At 70.1% G+C, this 19,968-nt stretch carries 24 protein-coding genes; 13 read left to right on the top strand and 11 right to left on the bottom strand.

Going from position 1 to position 19,968, the window contains the following annotated elements; genetic code table 11:
- The first annotated feature begins 5 nt into the window (after positions 1-5).
- From gap to Ahu01nite_RS01855, 5 genes are all read left to right on the top strand, one after another.
- Positions 6-1,001 (top strand): type I glyceraldehyde-3-phosphate dehydrogenase, encoded by a 996-nt coding sequence (gene gap, locus Ahu01nite_RS01875; protein ID WP_203834585.1) that lies wholly within the window; start codon positions 6-8, stop codon positions 999-1,001.
- Positions 1,002-1,007: 6 nt separating this feature from the next.
- Complete coding sequence (locus Ahu01nite_RS01870; protein WP_203834584.1) at positions 1,008-2,204, top strand: phosphoglycerate kinase; 1,197 nt, start codon at positions 1,008-1,010, stop codon at positions 2,202-2,204.
- Between the two features lie 4 nt (positions 2,205-2,208).
- Entirely contained in the window at positions 2,209-3,003 is a 795-nt protein-coding gene (gene tpiA / locus Ahu01nite_RS01865) for a triose-phosphate isomerase (protein WP_203834583.1), read from the top strand.
- Positions 3,004-3,100: 97 nt separating this feature from the next.
- Entirely contained in the window at positions 3,101-3,355 is a 255-nt protein-coding gene (gene secG / locus Ahu01nite_RS01860; protein WP_203834582.1) for a preprotein translocase subunit SecG, read from the top strand.
- A gap of 263 nt (positions 3,356-3,618) precedes the next feature.
- A complete protein-coding gene (locus Ahu01nite_RS01855; protein ID WP_203834581.1) occupies positions 3,619-3,963 on the top strand; it encodes an RNA polymerase-binding protein RbpA in 345 nt (114 codons plus the stop codon).
- 166 nt (positions 3,964-4,129) lie between these two features.
- Here Ahu01nite_RS01855 and Ahu01nite_RS01850 read toward each other — a convergent pair whose 3' ends face one another.
- Both Ahu01nite_RS01850 and Ahu01nite_RS01845 read right to left on the bottom strand, forming a co-directional pair.
- Entirely contained in the window at positions 4,130-4,747 is a 618-nt protein-coding gene (locus Ahu01nite_RS01850; protein ID WP_203834580.1) for a GNAT family N-acetyltransferase, read from the bottom strand.
- A 68-nt stretch (positions 4,748-4,815) separates the two neighbouring features.
- Positions 4,816-5,271 (bottom strand): hypothetical protein, encoded by a 456-nt coding sequence (locus tag Ahu01nite_RS01845; protein ID WP_203834579.1) that lies wholly within the window; start codon positions 5,269-5,271, stop codon positions 4,816-4,818.
- Between the two features lie 9 nt (positions 5,272-5,280).
- Between Ahu01nite_RS01845 and Ahu01nite_RS01840 the strand changes: the two genes are divergently transcribed.
- The 3 genes from Ahu01nite_RS01840 to fliQ all read left to right on the top strand — a co-directional run bounded on the left by Ahu01nite_RS01840 (position 5,281) and on the right by fliQ (position 6,703).
- Positions 5,281-5,874 (top strand): RNA polymerase sigma factor, encoded by a 594-nt coding sequence (locus tag Ahu01nite_RS01840; protein WP_203834578.1) that lies wholly within the window; start codon positions 5,281-5,283, stop codon positions 5,872-5,874.
- Positions 5,871-6,347 carry a hypothetical protein gene (locus Ahu01nite_RS01835; RefSeq protein WP_203834577.1) on the top strand — a complete coding sequence of 159 codons (477 nt, stop codon included), beginning with the start codon at positions 5,871-5,873 and terminating at the stop codon, positions 6,345-6,347. Before Ahu01nite_RS01840 ends, Ahu01nite_RS01835 begins: the two co-directional genes overlap by 4 nt.
- Before the next feature lie 83 nt (positions 6,348-6,430).
- Positions 6,431-6,703 (top strand): flagellar biosynthesis protein FliQ, encoded by a 273-nt coding sequence (gene fliQ / locus Ahu01nite_RS01830; RefSeq protein ID WP_203834576.1) that lies wholly within the window; start codon positions 6,431-6,433, stop codon positions 6,701-6,703.
- A gap of 44 nt (positions 6,704-6,747) precedes the next feature.
- Here the strand turns inward: fliQ and Ahu01nite_RS01825 are convergent, their stop codons facing one another.
- The gene (locus tag Ahu01nite_RS01825; RefSeq protein WP_203834575.1) at positions 6,748-7,848 is read right to left on the bottom strand and encodes an FAD-dependent monooxygenase; all 1,101 of its coding nucleotides are present in this window, start codon (positions 7,846-7,848) and stop codon (positions 6,748-6,750) included.
- Positions 7,849-7,944: 96 nt separating this feature from the next.
- Between Ahu01nite_RS01825 and Ahu01nite_RS01820 the strand changes: the two genes are divergently transcribed.
- Positions 7,945-8,247 (top strand): DUF1905 domain-containing protein, encoded by a 303-nt coding sequence (locus Ahu01nite_RS01820; protein WP_203834574.1) that lies wholly within the window; start codon positions 7,945-7,947, stop codon positions 8,245-8,247.
- A 121-nt stretch (positions 8,248-8,368) separates the two neighbouring features.
- Here Ahu01nite_RS01820 and Ahu01nite_RS01815 read toward each other — a convergent pair whose 3' ends face one another.
- The 8 genes from Ahu01nite_RS01815 to tkt form a co-directional block, all read right to left on the bottom strand.
- The gene (locus Ahu01nite_RS01815) at positions 8,369-9,067 is read right to left on the bottom strand and encodes a helix-turn-helix transcriptional regulator (RefSeq protein ID WP_203834573.1); all 699 of its coding nucleotides are present in this window, start codon (positions 9,065-9,067) and stop codon (positions 8,369-8,371) included.
- A gap of 26 nt (positions 9,068-9,093) precedes the next feature.
- Complete coding sequence (locus tag Ahu01nite_RS01810) at positions 9,094-9,495, bottom strand: nuclear transport factor 2 family protein (RefSeq protein WP_203834572.1); 402 nt, start codon at positions 9,493-9,495, stop codon at positions 9,094-9,096.
- Between the two features lie 70 nt (positions 9,496-9,565).
- On the bottom strand, positions 9,566-10,042 hold the full coding sequence (locus Ahu01nite_RS01805) for an NUDIX domain-containing protein (protein ID WP_307794506.1): 477 nt from the start codon (positions 10,040-10,042) through the stop codon (positions 9,566-9,568).
- Positions 10,043-10,079: 37 nt separating this feature from the next.
- Entirely contained in the window at positions 10,080-10,793 is a 714-nt protein-coding gene (gene pgl, locus Ahu01nite_RS01800; RefSeq protein ID WP_203834571.1) for a 6-phosphogluconolactonase, read from the bottom strand.
- Between the two features lie 102 nt (positions 10,794-10,895).
- Entirely contained in the window at positions 10,896-11,909 is a 1,014-nt protein-coding gene (locus Ahu01nite_RS01795) for a glucose-6-phosphate dehydrogenase assembly protein OpcA (protein WP_203834570.1), read from the bottom strand.
- Positions 11,906-13,423 carry a glucose-6-phosphate dehydrogenase gene (zwf, locus tag Ahu01nite_RS01790; RefSeq protein ID WP_203834602.1) on the bottom strand — a complete coding sequence of 506 codons (1,518 nt, stop codon included), beginning with the start codon at positions 13,421-13,423 and terminating at the stop codon, positions 11,906-11,908. Before zwf ends, Ahu01nite_RS01795 begins: the two co-directional genes overlap by 4 nt.
- Before the next feature lie 155 nt (positions 13,424-13,578).
- Complete coding sequence (gene tal, locus Ahu01nite_RS01785) at positions 13,579-14,718, bottom strand: transaldolase (RefSeq protein WP_203834569.1); 1,140 nt, start codon at positions 14,716-14,718, stop codon at positions 13,579-13,581.
- Between the two features lie 9 nt (positions 14,719-14,727).
- Positions 14,728-16,779, bottom strand: coding sequence for a transketolase (gene tkt / locus Ahu01nite_RS01780; protein ID WP_239158558.1), 2,052 nt, complete (start codon positions 16,777-16,779; stop codon positions 14,728-14,730).
- A gap of 338 nt (positions 16,780-17,117) precedes the next feature.
- Between tkt and Ahu01nite_RS01775 the strand changes: the two genes are divergently transcribed.
- The 4 genes from Ahu01nite_RS01775 (at position 17,118) to Ahu01nite_RS01760 (ending at position 19,967) form a co-directional block, all read left to right on the top strand.
- Positions 17,118-18,062, top strand: a complete 945-nt coding sequence (locus tag Ahu01nite_RS01775; RefSeq protein ID WP_239158557.1) for a heme o synthase — start codon at positions 17,118-17,120, stop codon at positions 18,060-18,062.
- Positions 18,063-18,289: 227 nt separating this feature from the next.
- Positions 18,290-18,586 carry a hypothetical protein gene (locus tag Ahu01nite_RS01770; RefSeq protein WP_203834567.1) on the top strand — a complete coding sequence of 99 codons (297 nt, stop codon included), beginning with the start codon at positions 18,290-18,292 and terminating at the stop codon, positions 18,584-18,586.
- A gap of 338 nt (positions 18,587-18,924) precedes the next feature.
- On the top strand, positions 18,925-19,476 hold the full coding sequence (locus Ahu01nite_RS01765; RefSeq protein ID WP_203834566.1) for a hypothetical protein: 552 nt from the start codon (positions 18,925-18,927) through the stop codon (positions 19,474-19,476).
- Positions 19,476-19,967 carry a hypothetical protein gene (locus tag Ahu01nite_RS01760; protein WP_203834565.1) on the top strand — a complete coding sequence of 164 codons (492 nt, stop codon included), beginning with the start codon at positions 19,476-19,478 and terminating at the stop codon, positions 19,965-19,967. Before Ahu01nite_RS01765 ends, Ahu01nite_RS01760 begins: the two co-directional genes overlap by 1 nt.
- The last annotated feature ends 1 nt before the right edge of the window (position 19,968 follow it).

The raw sequence follows: 19,968 nt of genomic DNA, 5'->3' as shown, positions 1-19,968 counted from the left end.
CACCTGTGACCATCCGGGTTGGCATCAACGGCTTCGGCCGAATCGGCCGCAACTTCTTCCGCGCTGTGCAGGCCTCCGGCGCCGACATCGAGATCGTCGGCGTCAACGACCTGACCGACAACGCGACGCTGGCCCACCTGCTGAAGTACGACAGCATCCTGGGCCGCCTGCCCTACGAGGTGAAGGCCACCGCCGACGAGATCACCGTCGCGGGCAAGACCTTCAAGGCGTTCGCCGAGCGCGACCCCGCCAACCTGCACTGGGGCGACCTGGGCGCCGACGTCGTCATCGAGTCGACCGGCTTCTTCACCGACGCCACCAAGGCGAAGGCGCACGTCGACAACGGCGCGAAGAAGGTCATCATCTCGGCGCCGGCCAAGAACGAGGACATCACCATCGTCATCGGTGTCAACGATGACAAGTACGACGCCGCGAAGCACACGATCATCTCCAACGCGTCGTGCACCACGAACTGCCTCGCGCCGATGGCGAAGGTCCTGAACGACACGATCGGCATCGAGCGTGGCCTGATGACCACGATCCACGCCTACACCCAGGACCAGAACCTGCAGGACGGCCCGCACAAGGACCTGCGTCGCGCCCGCGCCGCCGCCCTCAACGTGGTCCCGACCTCGACCGGTGCCGCCAAGGCCGTCAGCCTGGTGCTGCCGGAGCTCAAGGGCCGCCTCGACGGCTTCGCGATGCGCGTGCCGATCCCGACCGGCTCCGCCACCGACCTGACCTTCCAGGCGAAGAAGGAGACCTCGGTCGACGAGGTCAACGCCGCCATCAAGGCCGCGGCCGAGGGCCCCCTCAAGGGCATCCTGGTCTACACCGAGGACGAGATCGTCTCCTCGGACATCGTCACCGACCCGGCCTCCTGCATCTTCGACGCCGGCCTGACCAAGGTCATCGGCAACCAGGTCAAGGTCGTCGGCTGGTACGACAACGAGTGGGGCTACTCGAACCGCCTCGTCGACCTGGTCAAGCTGGTCGGCTGAGCTGACGTGAAGACTCTCGACGACCTGCTCGGCGAGGGTGTCTCGGGTCGGCGCGTGTTCGTACGCGCCGACCTGAACGTCCCGTTCGACAAGAGCGATCCCACAGTCATCAGCGACGACGGCCGCATCCGGGCGGTGCTGCCGACCCTCGTCGCCCTGCGCGACGCGGGCGCGAAGGTGATCGTCGCCTCCCACCTCGGCCGTCCCAAGGGCGCGCCGGACCCCAAGTTCACGCTCGCACCGGTCGCCACGCGGCTCGGTGAGCTGCTCGGCACGCCCGTCGTGTTCGCTGAGGACACCGTGGGGGAGTCGGCCACCGCCGCCGCGGCCGCGCTGCTCGACGGCCAGGTGCTGCTGCTGGAGAACCTGCGCTTCAACGCCGGTGAGACCTCGAAGGACGACGCTGAGCGCGGCGCTTTCGCGGACCAGCTCGCCGCGCTCGCCGACTCGTACGTCGACGACGCGTTCGGCGCCGTGCACCGCAAGCACGCCTCGGTGTTCGACGTGCCGGCCCGGCTCCCGCACTACGCGGGCGGCCTGGTCGTTCGCGAGGTCGAGGTGCTGCGCAAGGTCACCGAGACCCCCGAGAAGCCGTACGTCGTCGTCCTCGGTGGTTCGAAGGTCTCCGACAAGCTCGCCGTCATCAAGGCGCTGCTGCCGAAGGTCGACAAGCTGCTCGTCGGTGGGGGCATGTGCTTCACCTTCCTCAAGGCCCAGGGCCACGAGGTCGGCAAGTCGCTGCTCGAAGCCGAGATGATCGACACCTGTGCTTCTCTGCTGGCGGAAGCGGACGGCCGCATCGTGCTGCCCGTCGACGTGGTCGCCGCGACCGAGTTCTCGGCCGATGCCGATCACGAGGTGGTCGGCGTGGCGGACATCCCCGCTTCGCAGCTGGGCCTCGACATCGGCCCGCAGTCAGTGGCGCTGTTCGCGGAGGCGATCGGCACGGCGAAGACGGTGTTCTGGAACGGGCCCATGGGCGTGTTCGAGCTCGCCCCGTTCGCCGCCGGCACCCGCGGCGTCGCCGAGGCGATCACCAAAATCGACGGCTTCTCGGTCGTCGGCGGCGGCGACTCGGCGGCGGCGGTCCGCACGCTCGGCATCGACGAGTCCGGCTTCGGCCACATCTCGACCGGTGGCGGCGCGTCCCTGGAATACCTCGAGGGCAAGACCCTGCCGGGTCTGGCCGCGCTGGAGAGCTGAGACCATGGCCGGGGCGACTCCCCGCACCCCGATCATGGCCGGCAACTGGAAGATGCACCTCGATCACCGCGAGGCGAATCTTCTGGTCCAGAAACTGGCAGCCAGCCTCACCCCGAAGCAGCTCACCGATGTCGAGACGGTGGTCCTGCCGCCGTTCACCGATCTGCGCACCGTGCAGACCGCGATCGACGGCGACAAGCTGCTGATCAAGTACGGCGCGCAGGACCTGTCGCCGCACAAGAACGGCGCCTACACCGGTGACGTCTCCGGCGTGATGCTGGCCAAGCTCGGCTGCTCGTACGTAGTCGTCGGGCACTCCGAACGCCGCCAGCACCACCACGAGGACGACGCCCTGGTCAACGCCAAGGCGAAAGCCGCCCTGGCGAACGGCCTGACCCCGATCGTCTGCGTGGGCGAGGGCCCGGACGTGCGCGAGGCCGGCGAGCAGGTGGCGCACTGCGTCGCCCAGCTCACCGGCGCGCTCGACGGGCTCAAGGCCGAGCAGGTCAGCAAGATCGTCGTGGCCTACGAACCGATCTGGGCCATCGGCACCGGCAAGACCGCAACCCCCGAGGACGCCCAGGAGGTGTGCGGCGCCCTGCGCGCCGCGATCTCCGGCAAACACGGCGCCGAGGTGGCCGACGTGATCCGCATCCAGTACGGCGGCTCCGTGAAGGCGGGCAACATCGCCGCGATCATGGCGCAGCCGGACGTCGACGGTGCCCTCGTCGGCGGCGCCAGCCTGGTCGCGGAGGAGTTCGTGTCGATCGTCCGGTTCCGGGAGCATGTCAAGCGTTGATCTATTGTGAAGAACCGGTCGCCCTGGGGCGGCCGGTTCTTGGCGCGCCCGCTATTGTGGGGGCGCTGCCGTGCCCTTCGAGAGGATTGACCCGACCATGCCGATCGCGTTCGCCTACACGTTGATCGTGTTGCTGCTCATCACCAGCATTCTGCTGACCCTGCTCATCCTGCTGCACCGCGGCAAGGGTGGCGGCATGTCCAGCATGTTCGGTGGCGGCGTCACCTCCAGCCTGGCCGGTTCCTCGGTGGCGGAGAAGAACCTCGACCGTTACACGGTGCTCGTGGGCATCGTCTGGTTCGCCTGCATCGTCGGGCTCGGCCTCTGGCTGAAGCTCGCGCAAAGCTCCTGAACTCAGAACTCCCGAACCCTGAGCTCCTGAACCCCGGGCTCGTGAACCCGTAACGCCATTTTTTCGTGATTCAGGTGTCCTGAAACACATTGTTAACGCACGGTTCCGTACCGTGTGTCGGTAACTCTTCCTGAGTCGCCCTGCGAGTCGTAGACTCTCCCGCGCGGTCCGGTCCCTCCGGGCCGCGCGGCTGTTTTTCACCGCCTACGACCGCCGGACCTTTCCCTCGGCGAAGACGCCCCTGACAGGCAGGAGTGACATCCGTGTCCAGTGGCAGCGCGATCCGCGGCAGCCGCATCGGGTCCAGCCCGATGCGCCCCGACGAGCGCAGCGAACCCGCACCGCGGCGGGAGGTGACGTACTGGTGCGCTGCCGGGCACGAGGTCGAGGTCCGGTTCGCCGCCGACGTCGTCCCCCCGGAGACCTGGGACTGCATCCGCTGCGGTCAGCCCGCCGGTCTCGACCGGGCCAACCCGCCCGGCAAGTCGCGCAACGAGCCCTACAAGTCGCACCTCGCCTACGTGAAGGAGCGCCGCTCCGAGGCCGACGGCGAGGCCATCCTCGCCGAAGCCCTCGCCAAGATCCGTCGCCGCCGCGGCGGATCCTGATCCCCATCCCGGTCTGATTCCGATCCCGGCGGCGGCGGCCTTGTGGCTGCCGCCGCTGCGGGTTTCAGCGTGCCCGTGCGGCGGGCCTGCGTCCGGCTGCGCTGCGGATCGGTGATCCGGCCGCGTTTACAGCGGGTCGGTGATTGGGCCGCGTTGCCGGTCGGGTTTACAGCGGGTCGGTGGTCCGGCCGAGAAAGGTGACCTGGCCGACGTCGGGCACGGTGAGCTCACGGAAGCCGAGCCGGTCGTAGAACGCGCGCGCCCCGGTGTTCGACGGTGACATGCCGAGGTGCACCCTGGCCACGCCCGCCTCGCGCAGCCCGGCCAGGAACGCGCCGATCAGGCCCCGCCCCTGACCCTTGCCCTGCCACTCCGGCAGCAGGTCGATGTGCAGATGCGCCGGGTAATCCGCCAGCGCGGGGATCACCATGCGCTCCGGGTGGTGGTGCAGCACCAGCCACCGGTCGTCGGCCGTGACGGGCGGATCCTGCGGCTCGGGGTAGCGTCCCGCGGTCGCCGGCAGCCACTCGTCCCGGTATCGCCGGGCGAAACGGGCTGTGTCAGCGGTGCCGAGCACGTAGCCGACCGCCGCACCCGTGCCGTCGTCCAGGACGTGGGCGTGCTCCGGTTCGAGGGTCACGTAGGGCACCGCGAAGATGTCGCCGACGAGGCGGTCGGAGGACGTCGTCCCGCGGGAGTCGCCGCCGCTGTCAGCGGTCCGCACGCAGATGTCGTAGACGGCGTCGAGGTCGGCAGGGCGGTAGGGGCGGATCACGGGTTGCACGGCCGTGAGTCTAGGTCGTCACCACCATGTGATCGGCGTCACTCTCCAGTCGCCAACCTTTCTGGCCGTCACGCGTCCCTCCATGCGAGAGTCCGACATCGACCCCGCAGGAGATTCCCGATGCGCAAGACCGTCACCGCAGCAGTCGGCACCGCCGCGTTCCTCGTCATTGGTGGCATCTCCGCCGCCGCGTACGCGAGCACCACGTCCGGCCCGACCCCGAAGCCGAAGCCGACGGCCGCGACCGCCACTGCGTCTCCCCTGCCCGCCACCGCCTCCCCAGTGCCGAGCCCCAGCCGCTCCGCGACGGCCACGCCCGCCCCGAGCCGCTCCGCGACGGCCGCTCCCAGCCCGACCCGTCCCGGCACGGCCGCCCCCAGCCCCACCCGCTCCGCGACGGCCGCTCCCACCCCGAGCCGCTCCGCAACGGCAGCTCCCAGCCCCACCCGCTCCGCGACGGCTGCACCGAGCCCGACCCGCTCCGCGACGGCCGCTCCCACCCCGAGCCGCTCAGTCGAGACCACCGCTCGTTGATGCACTTCGTCGGGGTCCTGCCGCAACCGCTGGTGCGGTGGCTGCGCTCGGTCATGTCCGGATCCGGCACGCCGGTGCGGGACACGGCAGGCCCCGGCGGTTCGGGCCCGCCCGCGATCAACGAGCTGTACCAGGCCCGGCGCCTGGGCCTCGTACGCCTCGCGGTGCTGATGGTCGACGACCTGGCCACCGCGGAGGACATCGTCCAGGACGTGTTCGCCGCCCTCTACCGCCGTCACGGCGCGGAACTGCGTACTGTGACGGACCCGGACGCGTACCTCACCTCCGGCGTGATGAACGCCGCCCGGTCGGCACTGCGCCGCCGTAAGACCGCCCGCGCCTACGTGCCACCCCCGCCTGCCACCGCCCCGGCCGCCGAGGACCAGGTCCTGCTGGGGGAGGGCGACCGCGCGGTGCTGGACGCGCTGGGCAGGCTCACGGCCCGCCAGCGTCAGGTGATGGTCCTGCGCTACTGGTCAGACCTGTCCGAGCAAGAGATAGCCGAGACGCTGCACGTGTCGCGCGGCACGGTGAAGTCCACCGCCAGTCGCGCCCTCACGATCCTGCGCGATCACCTGGGGGACCGACGATGAGCACTCTTGAGGCCCGCCTCCGCGGTGCCCTGGCCGCGCGGGCGATGCAGGTGACAGCCACACAGCTGCAACCGGCACGCCCCCCGACACTGCAACCCGCCCGCCCGGTCCGGCACCGCTGGCTGCTCGCCCTGGCTGCGGGGACCCTGGCGGTGGTCACGCTGGGTGCGACAATCACCCATTTCCTCCCCGTACGCCCGGAGCGCCCCGACGCACCAGGAGTAACCGTCCCCTCCACCCCACCGGCCCCGAGCCCGTCGCCATCCGCGGACCCCACCTCGCCGGAACCGTCCTCCTCGCCCACGCGGGCCAGCCCGTCGGCCTACACGAGGTCACCCTCCGCCACCGCACCGGCCAGGCCCGAGCCGGCCGGGGCGACACCGGCGACCTCCGAGCCCGGCGTGGCCCGGTCGCCGCGGCCGACGCAGGCACCCCCGAGCACCGCCGTCCCGGCAGCGACCTCATCCGGGTAGGAGACTTTAGGATTTCCGAGGCGCGAACCTGATTGCAACCGTTCTGCACTCGCCGGGAGGCGGGACCGGCCGAACGGGAGGACATGACCGATGTGCAGATCGTTGAGCTGGGCATGCAGGCGATGACCATCGCGGCGAAGATGTGCGCGCCGGTGTTGCTGACGGCGCTGGCCATCGGGTTCGCGATCTCGCTCTTCCAGTCGGTGACCCAGATCCAGGAGGCGACGCTGTCGTTCGTCCCCAAGGCGGCGGGTGTCGGGGCGGCGATCCTGTTCAGCGGCAACTGGATGCTGCACGAGATGGTCACCTTCACCACACAGCTCTTCGAGCGGATCCCGCAGCTGATCGGAAGCTGACGCGGGAGCCGCGGGAGCCGCGGGAGCCGCGGGAGCCGCGGGAGTTAGATCGGCGCGGCCATGCCGGCGTGCCCCTTGCGCTGCAGGGCGTGCAACTCGTCGCGGCGTCCCTCCCGCTCGGCCCGGCCCAGCGCCACCGACGTCTCGACCAGGGCCCGGGCGCGATCGTGACGGCGTGCACCGTACGCAAGGAGTGCCTTCTCGACATCGTCGGCAGCAGCCATTTCCCCGGCCAGAACCACGGCATCCTCGATGGCCAGCGCCGCACCGCTCACCAGCTGGGGCGAGGGGGAGTGGGCAGCGTCACCGGCCAGCACGCCCCGGCCCGCGTGCCACGGTCCGTCGACGAACAGGGCGTGCACCGGGCGGCGTACCACCTGGCCCGGCTCGGTGATGGTGTCCCGGACCTCCGCGAGTCGGCCGCTGAACGGTGCCAGCAGCTCGCGCATCCGGTCGGCCAGCAGGTCGCCGGCGAGCGGTTCCGGGTCGTCGAGGCCCTCGGTCAGGAAGACGTAGCCCTTGTCCGCCGAGATCGGGATCAGGCCGGCGGTGAACGTCGGGCCGCCGAACGTGTGGATGTCCGTGGCCCACTCCGGGCGGTCCACCAGCGCCCGCCACACCATCTGACCCGTGTAGCGGGGTTCGCCGGTCAGGCCCAGCTGCTCGCGGGTGCGGGAGCGGACCCCGTCGGCGCCGAGGAGATAGTCGGTGGTGCGCGTGGTGCCGTCGTCCAGGCGTACCGAAATCTGGTCGGCGTTGGTCTCGACGGCCTGGACCGAAAGTCCGGTTCTGAGGGTCGCCCCCAGCTCCGCGGCCCGCGCCCGGAGGATCTCGTGCAGCACGGGACGGCCCATGCCGGCCTCGGCGGGCCGGCCGGGACCGAGCACGCTGGGCAGCTCCATGACGTTGTGCACGGTGCCGGCGGCGTCGCAGTTGAGCGTACGGAAAATGGGGTAACCCGCCGCGAGACACACATCCTCGAGATCGACGGCCCGCAGCGCCCGCAGCGCGGGACCGGTGAGACTGAGACCCCACCCGGCCACGGCCCAGTCGGGGCGGACCTCGACGACCTCGACGTCGAAACCCGCCCGCCGCGCGGCGATCGCGTGGGTGAGCCCCGCGATCCCGCCTCCCACAATGAGCACCGACCGTCGCACGTCAACCACTCCCCGTGTCCTCGCGTCAATGCGCTCCAGTGTGGAGTGTGCCGACCGGTTTGGCCAGCGCGCGATAATCGTGGCGTGATCGTGGACTTTGAGTCTGAGCTGTGGCTCTGGGATGCCCGGCGGATGGACACCTGGACGTTTGTCAGCCTGCCGGTCGAGGCCGGTGATGAGATCCGGGAGCGGGCGTCGGGGCTGCGCCGGGGGTTCGGCTCGGTGCGGGTGCGGGCCACCGTCGGCGCCAGCACCTGGAAGACGTCGATCTTCCCGGACAAGGCCCGCGGCAGTTACGTGCTCCCGATCAAGCGCGCCGTCCGCACCGCCGAACACCTCGACCCGGGCGACACGGTGAACGCCACCGTCGAGCTCATCGACCTTTAGCGTCCTGAGTCCGGCCGCGGGCACGAAGTTGCGCCGAAACCGGGTGTGCCGCAATCTTCTGCGGCGTCAGGCGTCAAGCGTGGGCCGAATAGCCTCGCGGCGTGGAGTGGCGCAATCCAGTTCATGCGAGACGCCGCGTCGGCCATCGCGCGAGGTCCGCCTCGAGGAGCGCCGGGTCGCGGGGTGGCGGGACCTCGTCGAGGATCTCGAGCCGGGTGATCCGCTCGATGCGGAAGCCGCGGATCGCAGCACGGAGGCGACACCACCCGGTGAGCAGCCACGCATCACCCGCGCGGAGAAGTCCCATCGTCTCGACGTCACGGACGGTGCTGGTGGCGTGATCCTCGCCCAGGTAGGTGAGCCGCACCAAGCGCCGGGCGGCGATCGCGTCGGAGAGCATCCCGAGCGGCACGGCGCCGTCCGCCGGGGCGACGGCGTCGATGACCTGCATCATCCCGAGCATCTCCTGCACAGGTGCGCGATACTCCTCCGGCATGACGGCAGCGATCTTGGCGTGGGCGCGGCGGGCGGCCCCCTGGTACGGCGAGGACCCGAGCAGCGCGAGCCCGGCCAGCACCGCCAGTGACTCGGCGGCGGACAGGTTCAGCGGCGGCAGCGAATACTCACGCAGGATCGAGTAGCCGCCCGCCGCCCCGTGGTCCGCGTAGATGGGGACCCCGGCGAGCTGGAGCGATCCGATGTCGCGCTCGATGGTGCGCGAGGACACCCCGAACTCGCCGGCGAGCCGAGCGGCGGACCAGGGCCGGCGCGCTCCGCGGAGCAGGTCGACGAGGGCGTACTGCCGCTCGGCTCGCTTCATGCCTCAAGTCTGGCAGAGACCGTCGGTCAAGAGCTCCGCATGCTCCGCTGTCCGCCCACCGACCAGACACGCCGGATCCGGCCGTCCCCGGCGAAGTCGAACACGTCAACGCCACCCGCGCGCCTGCCGTCCGCCTCCATGTCCCAGAGCAGCCGCCCGCGGTCGCCGTCGATGGCATCGGCGACGCTCGTGAAGACGACACCAGGGTGCTGCTCGTGCCACCAGCCGAGATACCGCGCGAAGTCTTCGGCGGTGCGGATGGCGTCCGCGGGGGTCGACCCGTCGGACTCGGTCATGCTGAAGTGGATCCGGAAGTCGTCGGCGCAGATCTGCCGCGCGATGTCGCCGTCGGTGTTCCACATCGTCAGCCACAGGTCGAGCGAGTGCCGGGCGGTGGAGCTGGTCGTGGGGTTCGTGTTCGTGGTCATGCATCCACTCTCGGACGCCGGCGCGACAACGGTGTGTCGGTGTTCCCGCCAGGATCGACGTCCATCTGCGCTACCGCGTCACGGCAAACCCGTTCTCCAGGTAGGCCGCGATGCCCTCGGCCCTGGCTCGCACGGCTGCGGCGACCCGGCGGGCCATCGGCTCCGAGAGCCGCTCGGCGGCCTGCTGCTGTGTGCACCAGGCCCAGCTGCGCAGCTCCTCGGGCGGCAGCTGGATCCGGGCGGTCTGCTCCGCGGTGAGGACGCCGCCGTCGAACACCAGCATCAGGCCCTCGGTGCGGTCCGGTCGTGGCGGCACCCAGTCGGTGACCAGCAGAAGGCCGGGCCTGACCGGCAGGGCGAGCTCTTCCTGGAGCTCCCGCACCACCGCGGCGTACGGCGACTCGCCGGCCTCGACCCCGCCGCCGGGGATCTCCCAGTCGTCCTTGTAGGCCGGCTCGACCAGCAGCACCCGGCCGGCGTCGTCCGTCAGCAGCAACCCGGCAGCCATCCGTTTGCGGGGCAACGTCGCGGTGAAGTCGTCGGTCATCGCGACAGGATAGGGGCTGCCGGGAGCGCTGCCGGCCCTAACGCTTGGCGGCTGCTGCCGTGTCGAGCAGCCAGAGCGTGCGGGACGTGCCTGTCGCGCGGGCCGCCGGGAGGGACTGGTCGCCGCCGAGGGCCGCGCCGACCGAGACCGCCTTGTCGGGGCCGGCCGCGACGAGCCAGACCTCCTTGGCCGACCGGATCGTCGCCAGGCTCAGCGAGATGCGCGTCGGCGGGGGCTTCGGGCTGTTGTGGACCGCGATCGCCGTGCCGGCCTTCTCGGCGTCCGGGTGGCCGGGGAAGAGCGACGCGACGTGGCCGTCCTCGCCGACACCCAGCATGAGCACGTCGAACTGGGGTGTGCCGGCCTCGGTGCTGTAACGGGCGGCTGCGGCCTCCGCGTCGTCGCCGTCCGGGCCGTCCGAGGCGGGCATCGCGTGCACGCGGGCCGGGTCGAGCGGGAGCGCGTCGAGCAGGGCCTCGCGGGCCTGGGTCTCGTTGCGGTCCGGGTCGCCGGACGGCAGGAAACGCTCGTCGCCCCACCACAGGTCCACCCGGGACCAGTCGATCGCGGCCGAAGCGGGCAGCTCCTTGACGGCGCGCAGCACCTTCGCCGCGACCCGGCCGCCGGTCAGGACGACGTCGGCACGGCCCCGGACCGCCTGCGCGTCGATGATGGAAGTGACCAGACGGGCGGCCACGGACGACGCCAGCACGTCGGCGTCGGGAACCACCACGACAACGGTCTCGCTCATAAAAGAATCCTCCGGAACGTTGAAAGGGCCGCCCCGCCCAGGCGGAACGGCCCTATCGATCTTAGTTATCGCTGTTTGCGGCGGTGCTTCAGGCGGCCCACGTCAAGCGGCAGAGCCGCCAGGGCCGGCCATCGCGGCCTCGTCGCCCGCGCGGGCGGCCAGGGCCGGGTCCTTCCACACGTGTACGCGCATCGGCGGCTTCGCGTCGAGGTTGCGGACGTTCGCCATCGCACCCAGGGCCTCGCCGTAGATCTGGTCGGCGTCGAGGCGGCGCAGCTCCTCCGCGAGCTCGTCACCGACCGGGCGCTTCGGCAGCGGCATGTAGCGCGGCTCCTGGCCCGTGCGGCTGAACAGCGCCGTGCCCTCGTCGCGGGTGACCGAGACGCAGTCGCCGTTGGCGCACCTGAGCTCGACCGAGTGCATGCGCGGCGCGCGGTCGGTCTGCTCCCAGACCGGCTCGATGCCCAGGCGGGACTTGAGCCAGCCGCACATCAGGGCGGCCGTCGGGTCGTCCTTGGGGGCGGTGACGGTGGCACCGACAACCCGCTCGTCGGTGGTGTCGAACGCACCGGCGACCAGCGTGCGCCACAGGGTGATCCGGGTCCAGGTGAGGTCCGTGTCGCCCGGGGCGTAGTCGAGGGCACGCTGCTTCAGGGCCGCGACCGGGTCCTTGGCGAGCTTGCTGTCGGTGATGCGGCGGTCGGCGACGACGCCGAGGAAGTCGTTGGCGATGACGTCCGGCGGGGCGCTGTGCCACCAGGTGACCACCGGGACGTCCGGGGCCAGCAGCGGCATGACGACCGACTCGGCGTGCAGGGCCAGCCGGCCGTACATGCGCATCACGACGGCCTCGGCCGGGCCGAGCCGGCCACCGACGACGATCTCCGCGTCGAGGCGGCTGCGGCCCTCCAGGTCGGAGCGGACCACGATGAGCAGCCGGCACGGGTGGGCCGAGGCGGCGATGGTGGCCGCTGCCTCCGCCTCGCGGACCTGCTTCTCCTCGACCACGGCGACCAGGGTGAGGGCGAGCCCGGAGGCCACACCGCCCGCGCTGCGCCGTTCGGCGGCGAGGGCCTTGACGACCTCGTTGCCGGTGGTGTCCCACAAGCCGATCATGCTCGCCTCCAAGCACGGCCCTCGCGGGCCAGCATCTCGTCCGCGGCCCGCGGACCCCACTCGCCCGAACGGTACGGCTCGGGCTTGGTGCCCGCCCAGGCCGCCTCGAGCGGGTCGATGACCTTCCAGCTCTGCTCGATCTCGGCGGCGTCCGGGAACAGCGACCGGTCGCCGACCAGCACGTCCAGGACGAGCCGCTCGTACGCCTCGGGGCTCGACTCGGTGAACGCCTCGCCGTACTGGAAGTCCATCGCGATGTCGCGGACCTCCATGGTGGTGCCCGGGACCTTGGAGCCGAACTTGAGCACGACGCCCTCGTCCGGCTGCACGCGGATGACGAGCTGGTTGTTGCCCAGCATCTCCACGTCGGCCGGGTCGAACGGCAGGTGCGGCGCCTGCTTGAACAGGATCGCGATCTCCGTCACCCGGCGCGGCATGCGCTTGCCCACGCGGACGTAGAACGGGACCCCGGCCCAGCGACGGTTCTGGATGCCCAGCCGGACCGCGACGTACGTCTCGGTCTTGGAGTCGGCCGGGATGTCCTTCTCCTCGAGGTAGCCCACCGCGCGCTCGCCGGCGACCCAGCCGGGGAGGTACTGCCCGCGGACCGAGCCCTCGTGGATGTCGGCGGGCAGGCTGATGGCCTTGAGGACCTTCAGCTTCTCGGCGCCGATGTCGATCGAGTCGAAGCTCGTGGGCTCCTCCATGCCGACCAGGGCGAGCAGCTGCAGAAGGTGGTTCTGCAGCACGTCGCGGGCGGCACCGGAGGCGTCGTAGAACGCTGCCCGGGTGCCGATGCCGACGTCCTCGGCCATGGTGATCTGCACGGAGTCGACGTACTTGGAATTCCAGACCGGCTCGAACAGGCTGTTGGCGAAGCGCAGCGCCAGGATGTTCTGGACCGTCTCCTTGCCGAGGTAGTGGTCGATCCGGAAGACGTCCTCCGGGGTGAACACCTCGTCGACGAGCTGGTTGAGCGACTTGGCGGTGGCGAGGTCGTTGCCGAACGGCTTCTCGACCACGACCCGGCGCCAGCCACCGGATTTCGCGTTGTCGGCCATCCCGGTGCGGTTCAGCTGGTTGAGCACCAGCGGGAACGCGGCCGGCGGGATGGAGAAGTAGAACGCGACGTTGCCCGCGATGCCGTTGCGCTCGCGCAGGTCGTCGAGGGTCTCCGCGAGGTGGTCGAACGCCTCGTCGTCGTCGAACGAGCCGGGGACGAACTGGAACTGGCTCGCGAGACGCTGCCAGACATCCTCCCGCCACGGCGTCCTGGCGCCCTTCTTGGCGGCGGCGTAGGCGAGCGACTCGAAGTCGCCGTCACCCCAGTCGCGCCGGGCGAAGCCGAGGACGACGAAGCCCGGCGGCAGAAGACCCCGGTTCGCGAGGTCGTACACGGCCGGGATCAGTTTCTTTCGTGACAGGTCACCGGTGACTCCGAAGATCACCAGAGCACACGGCTCCGGGATCCTGGGCAGCCGTCGGTCCTGTGCTGTGCGCAGCGGATTACCCACGTGTCCCATCCTGCCAGCTTTTTGTCGTCCCGAAGGGTTACAAGCAAGGGTCGGGTCCGCAACTTGTTGGGACCGCCCCGTCTAAGTGGTGCGGCCGCCGGGTGGTGCATGACCTGCCCGCGGCCGGGGCGACCCGGCCGCGGGCAGGTCAGTGATCACTTAGCGGCGTCGCTCGGGTTGCTCGCACCCTTGGCGGCGGCCTCGAGGGACACCTTGACGTCCTCGAGCAGCTCGGACCAGCTGGCCTCGAACTTCTGCACACCCTCGTCCTCGAGGACCTTGAACACGTCCTCCAGGTCGACACCGATGGCGGCGACGTCGTCCATGACCTTCTGGGCCGTGGCGTACGAGCCGGTGACGGTGTCGCCCCGGGTGTCGCCGTGGTCCTCGTACGCGCGGATGACCGCTTCCGGCATGGTGTTCACCACACCGGGAGCGATGAGCTCCTCGACGTAGATGGTGTCCTTGTAGGCCGGGTTCTTGGTCCCGGTCGACGCCCACAGCGGACGCTGCGGCAGGGCACCGGCGGCGGCCAGCGTCTTCCAGCGGTCGGTCGCGAAGACCTCCTCGTACGCCTGGTACGCGAGCTGCGCGTTGGCGACGGCGGCCTTGCCCTTGAGCGCCTTGGCCTCGTCCGAGCCGATCTTGTCGAGGCGCTTGTCGATCTCGGTGTCCACGCGGGAGACGAAGAACGAGGCGACGGAGCCGATCTTGCTCAGGTCGTGACCGTTCGCCTTGGCCTGCTCGATGCCGGCCAGGAACGCGTCCATGACGGCCTTGTAGCGCTCGAGCGAGAAGATCAGCGTGACGTTGACGCTGATGCCCTCGGCCAGGGTCGCCGTGATCGCCGGCAGGCCCGCCTTGGTCGCCGGGATCTTGATGTAGACGTTCGGCCGGTCGACGAGCCACCAGAGCGTCTTCGCCTCGGCCTGCGTCTTCTCGGTCAGGTGCGCGCTGCGCGGGTCCACCTCGATGGAGACCCGGCCGTCGACGCCGTTGGTCGCGTCGTACTGCGGGCGCAGCACCTCAGCGGCCCAGCGGACGTCGTACGACGTGAGCAGGCGCACGGCCTCCTCGACCGTGACGCCCTGCGCGGCGAGGTCCTTGAGCTGGTCGTCGTACGCGGTGGCGTCGGCCAGCGCGGAGGCGAAGATGCTCGGGTTGGTGGTCACACCCGCCACGTGCTGCTCGTTGAGCAGCTTGGCGAGCGAACCGGTCTGCAGCCGGACGCGGGAGAGGTCGTCGAGCCACACCGCTACACCCGCGGCGGAGAGCTCAGCCAGCCTGTCAGTCATCGGTACTCCTCAGTTTCCGGTCGTGTGACCGGTGATCTCGCCGACCTTGGCCAGGGCGGCGTTGGCCTTGGCCACCACGTTGTCCGCGGTGAAGCCGAACTGCTCGAAAAGAATCTTGGCGGGGGCGCTCGCGCCGTAGTGCTCGATGCTGACTGCCTCGCCGGCCTCGCCGAGGATACGGTCCCAGCTCATCCGGATACCGGCCTCGACGGTTACGCGGGCCTTAACACCACGCGGCAGGACTTCCTGCTGGTAGGCGGTGTCCTGCTCGTAGAACCACTCGAGACACGGCATCGACACGACCCGGGTCGGGGTGCCCTCCGCCTCGAGCCGCTCCTGAGCGGTCAGGCAGAGCTGGAGCTCGGAGCCCGTACCGATGAGGATGACCTTGGGCTCGCCGCCGGTCGCCTCGGACAGGATGTAGCCGCCCTTGAGGGTGCCCTCCGCCGACGCGTACTTCTCGCGGTCGATGGTGGGGAGGTTCTGCCGGGACAGCGCGAGGGCGGTCGGGCGGTCGTTGTGCTCCAGCGCACCGCGCCAGGCCCACGCGGTCTCGTTGGCGTCCGCCGGGCGCACCACGTCGAGGCCGACGATCGCGCGCAGCGCGGTCAGCGTCTCGATCGGCTGGTGGGTCGGGCCGTCCTCGCCGAGGCCGATCGAGTCGTGCGTCCACACGAACGTGACCGGGAGCTTCATCAGCGCGGACAGCCGGACCGAGCCGCGCATGTAGTCGCTGAAGACGAGGAACGTGCCACCGTACGGGCGGGTGCCGCCGTGCACGGTGATGCCGTTCAGGATCGAGCCCATGCCGTGCTCACGGATGCCGAAGTGCAGCGTGCGGCCGTACTCGTTGCCGGGGAACGCCTTCGTGGCGTACTCGGCGGGGATGAAGGACGGCTCGCCCTTCATCGTGGTGTTGTTGCTCTCCGCGAGGTCGGCCGAGCCGCCCCACAGCTCCGGCAGCACCGGCGCGAGCGCGTCGAGCACCTTGCCGGAGGCGGCGCGGGTCGCGATGCCCTTGGCGTCGGCAGGGAACACCGGCAGCGCCTCGGTCCAGCCCTCGGGCAGCTTCTTCGCGGCGAGCCGGTCGAAGAGCGCCTTGCCGTCGGCGTTGCCCGCGGCCCAGGACTCGAACGACTTGGTCCACTCGGCGTGCGCCGCGCGGCCCCGCTCGACGACCGTGCGGGCGTGCTCGAGCACCTCGGGAGCGACGTCGAACGTCTTCTCGACGTCGAAGCCGAGGATCGCCTTGGTGGCCTTGACCTCGTCGGCGCCGAGCGCGGAGCCGTGGATCTTGCCGGTGTTCTGCTTGTTGGGCGCCGGGTAGCCGATGATCGTGCGCAGCACGATGAACGACGGCTTGTCCGTCACGGCCTTGGCGGCCTCGATCGCGGCCCACAGCTCGGGGACGTCCTCGTTGTATTCGCCCTTCTCAGGGTCGCCCTTGCGCCAGTCGACGGTCTGGACGTGCCAGCCGTAGGCGGCGTAACGCGCGCCGACATCCTCGTTCTTGGCGATCCGGGTGTCGTCCTCGATGGAGATCTCGTTGTCGTCGTAGATCACCGTGAGGTTGCCGAGCTTCTGCACGGCGGCGACCGCGCTCGACTCGTGGCTGACGCCCTCTTCGATGTCACCATCGGAGCACAGCGCGAAGATCTGGTGGTCGAAGAGCGAGTCGCCCTCGGCGGTCGGGTCGAACAGGCCACGCTCGCGGCGGGCGGCCATGGCCATGCCGACGGCGTTGCCGATGCCCTGGCCCAGCGGGCCGGTGGTGATCTCGACACCGGGGGTGTGGCCGTACTCGGGGTGACCCGGGGTGAGCGAGTCCCACTGGCGCAGCGACGCCAGGTCGTCCAGCTGCAGGCCGAAGCCGTTCAGGAACAGCTGGATGTAGAGGGTGAGGCTGGAGTGGCCACAGGACAGCACGAAGCGGTCCCGGCCGGCCCAGTGCGGGTCCGTGGGGTCGTGCCGCATCACCTTGTTGAACAGCAGGTATGCGGCGGGGGCGAGGCTCATGGCGGTACCGGGGTGGCCGTTCCCGGCCTTCTCCACGGCGTCCATCGCCAGGACCCTTACGGTGTCGACCGCACGGCGGTCGAGATCAGTCCAGTTGAAGTCGTCTTTGGCCACGTCGGCTGTGCTCCTCGGGGCATGGTGTGGGAACCCTTTTGAGGTTGACCCTATCCAGTCCTCGTAAACCCCCGTCAGCGGAACGGTGCAGGCCCATACGCTGAGAGCGGACAGCCCCCGCCCCGCGCTGTGACGGCGTGCACCCACGACGGGGCGACCGAAGAGCTGCCCAGGCTGCGCGTAGTCTGTCCCGACGTACCGCCCGGTCGCACCGGCAACGGTTTACGCAATACCCCCTCGCCGATGCCGGAAGGTGGCTGTCCGTGAGCATGATCACCGAGCGACTCGCCCAGGAGCAGCCGCCGGGCCCGGATGAGGCGAGGCCGCGCCCCGGTTTCCGCGCCCTCTTCGCGGGCTACCTCTCGCTGACCAAGCCGCAGATCGTCGAGCTGATCCTCGTGACGACCATCCCGGCGATGATGTTCGCCGCGGGTGGCTGGCCGGATCTCGGCCTGATGGCGGTCGTCCTCATCGGTGGCGGTCTCGCCGCCGGCGCGGCCAGCACATTCAACTGCTACATCGACCGTGACATCGACCAGCTCATGCGCCGCACCAAGCGCCGCCCGCTGCCGTCGCACACGATCACCCCGCGCGCGGTCCTGATCTTCGGCACGATCCTCACGGTGGTGTCGCTCACTCTCATGGCGACGTTCACCAACTGGCTCGCCACCGGACTGACCGCGGCCTCCATCTTCTACTACGACGTGATCTACACCATCTGGCTGAAGCGCCGCACCCCGGCGAACACCTTCTGGGGCGGCATCTGCGGCGCGGCCCCCGTGCTGATCGCCTGGGCAGCCGTCACCGGCACCGTCGGCCCGGTCGCCTGGGCCCTCTTCGCGGTCGTCTTCTTCTGGCAGATGCCGCACTTCTACCCGCTGGCCATCAAGTACAAGGACGACTACGCCCGCGCCGGCATCCCCATGCTGCCCGTGGTCCGCTCGGCCCGCCGGGTGAACACCGAGATCCTGCTCTTCACCGTCCTCACGCTCGTGTCGTCCCTGGCCGCCTGGCCGCTGGGCGCGAAGGACGGCATGGGCCCGATCTACGGCATCACCGCCATCGTCTCGGGCGCCTTCTTCCTCCTCGAGGCCCTGAGGCTGGCCGGCCGTTCCCGCCGCGGTGAACCCCTCAAGGCAATGCGCCTGTTCCACTGGTCCATCACGTACCTGACGATTCTCTTCATCGCAGTGGCAGTCGACGCACTGATCTGAGATTTACATTGAGTGACGACAATGGAGTGACGTCGCACACCGTGCCCGTTTTTGAACCCCGTAGCGGTAACGCATCGTCACTCAATAGGTGGAAAGCGTGACCAGGGTGAAACCGGGCAATATCGGGTCATAACAATGCTTCGTCCTGGTAAACCCGCAGGTAATAGCCATCACAAAAGCGCCCGGTCACTACTTGCTACGGCCAAAAGCGTGCCTACGCTTCAGGCATGGCAGAAGGTTCCGATACGACACTGAGCGCGGGCATCAAGTCTTTCGCCACCGGTCACGGCGGCGCCAAGGCGGTCATCGAGTACGTCGGCAAGCGCGGAGCCCGCATCGTCCTCGTGGGCGAGGACGGTGAATGGACCGACCAGTTCGCCGCCGGCGGCACGGACGTGGCCCGCAAGGCCTGCGACGCAGCCGGCGTCCAGGTCGAGAACGAATGGGAGCGCGAGCTCCTCGAGCAGATGCGCCCCAGCAACGACCTCTGGCGGTCGATGTCCCGCCGCAGCATGGCGCGCTGACTTTGCCGACCTGACTTTGCCAACCTGGCTCTCGCACCCTTTCCCACCCGCCGCGGCCCGGACCATCTCCGGGCCGCCCCCATATCCGGCGGCAGGGAAAGATCAACATCAATACCTGGCTGTCGTAGCCGGGTGGTGTGTACAGACCGCCGCTCCCGCCGAGGTCGGTCCCGGCGACCCCAGGCGCCTGGCGGCGCCAGACCGGGCTCCCCAGGCCCTCGGCCTGCGTAAATGGTCACCCCGTCAAACCCAACGGCAACTGCGCACCCCGAGGCACCCGGCCCGGCGGCCCGGCAAACCCGGATGCGCCCCGGCCCGCGACCCGCCACGATGATCCCGTGACCCCTGGCCAGACCCGTGACACCGTTCTCCGGCGCATCCGGCTGACCGAGACAGCCATCGTGACCGGCTACGGCTTCCGCACGGGTCAGCTGATCAACTCGGCTCAGCTGATCGAGTTGGGCCTCGACGCGCTGCTCGCCGGCGTCGACTCGCCGTCCCTGGCCGAGCTGGCGGGTCTCACCCGCGCCGAGGAACCCGAGGCCACCGAGCTGTTCCGTCGCGTGGCCGACGAGCTGGGCCTGGCGGTGAGCCTTCCGGTGACCTCGGCGGGGCGCGACCGGGCCCTTCTGCTCCTCTGGGCGCAGCTGCTGCTGGACGGGACGCTCGACACAGTTGACGCCGCCGCCCGTCTCTACTGGGCCATCTCCGCCCTGGGGCACCCCGAGTCGCTCAGCGATCTGCTGACGGCCGTCGTCCGCTACGAGGACCGGGTGTCGTCGTTCGACATCATGGACGCGGACCGCACCCGCGACCTGGCCGAACTCGCCGGCCACCTCGTCGCAGAGGCCCGCACGCTCCTGCGGGCCGAGGATCGCGGGCCGGGCTGATGACCGGCCCGGAGAGCCGCGACGAGGTGCTCACCCGGATCCGCCTGGCCGAGCTCGCCGTGATCACCGGGCACGCGCCCGGTTCGGATCAGCTCATCCGGCTGGGCGTCGAGGCGCTGCTCGCCGGGGTCGGCTCACCCACGCTGGCCGAGCTCGCCGGTCTCACCCGCGCGGAGAAGCCGGAAGCCACCGCCCTGTTCCGCCGGGTGACCGACGAGCTGGGTCTGACCTGGGATCTCCCCGACGATCCCGCCGAGCGGAACCGGGCTCTCCTGCGTCTCTGGTCCGGCATGCTGCTCGACGGCACGCTCACCCCGGACGACGCCGCCGAACGCCTCTACTGGCCCCTCTACGACCTCGGCCCCGTCGACGCGCTCACCCCGCTGCTGACCGCCGTGCTCCTCTACGAGGACGGCCAGTCGGCGTCGCCACACGAGCTCACCAGGGATCTGGTCACCCAGGCCCGGAAGTTCCTCGACTCCGCTGCCTAGG

It is taken from the genome of Winogradskya humida (assembly GCF_016862215.1).
GTDB lineage: Bacteria > Actinomycetota > Actinomycetes > Mycobacteriales > Micromonosporaceae > Actinoplanes > Actinoplanes humidus.
The sequence above is the reverse complement of the archived record's forward strand: the minus strand, read 5'-3'. Positions and strand labels throughout refer to the sequence as shown.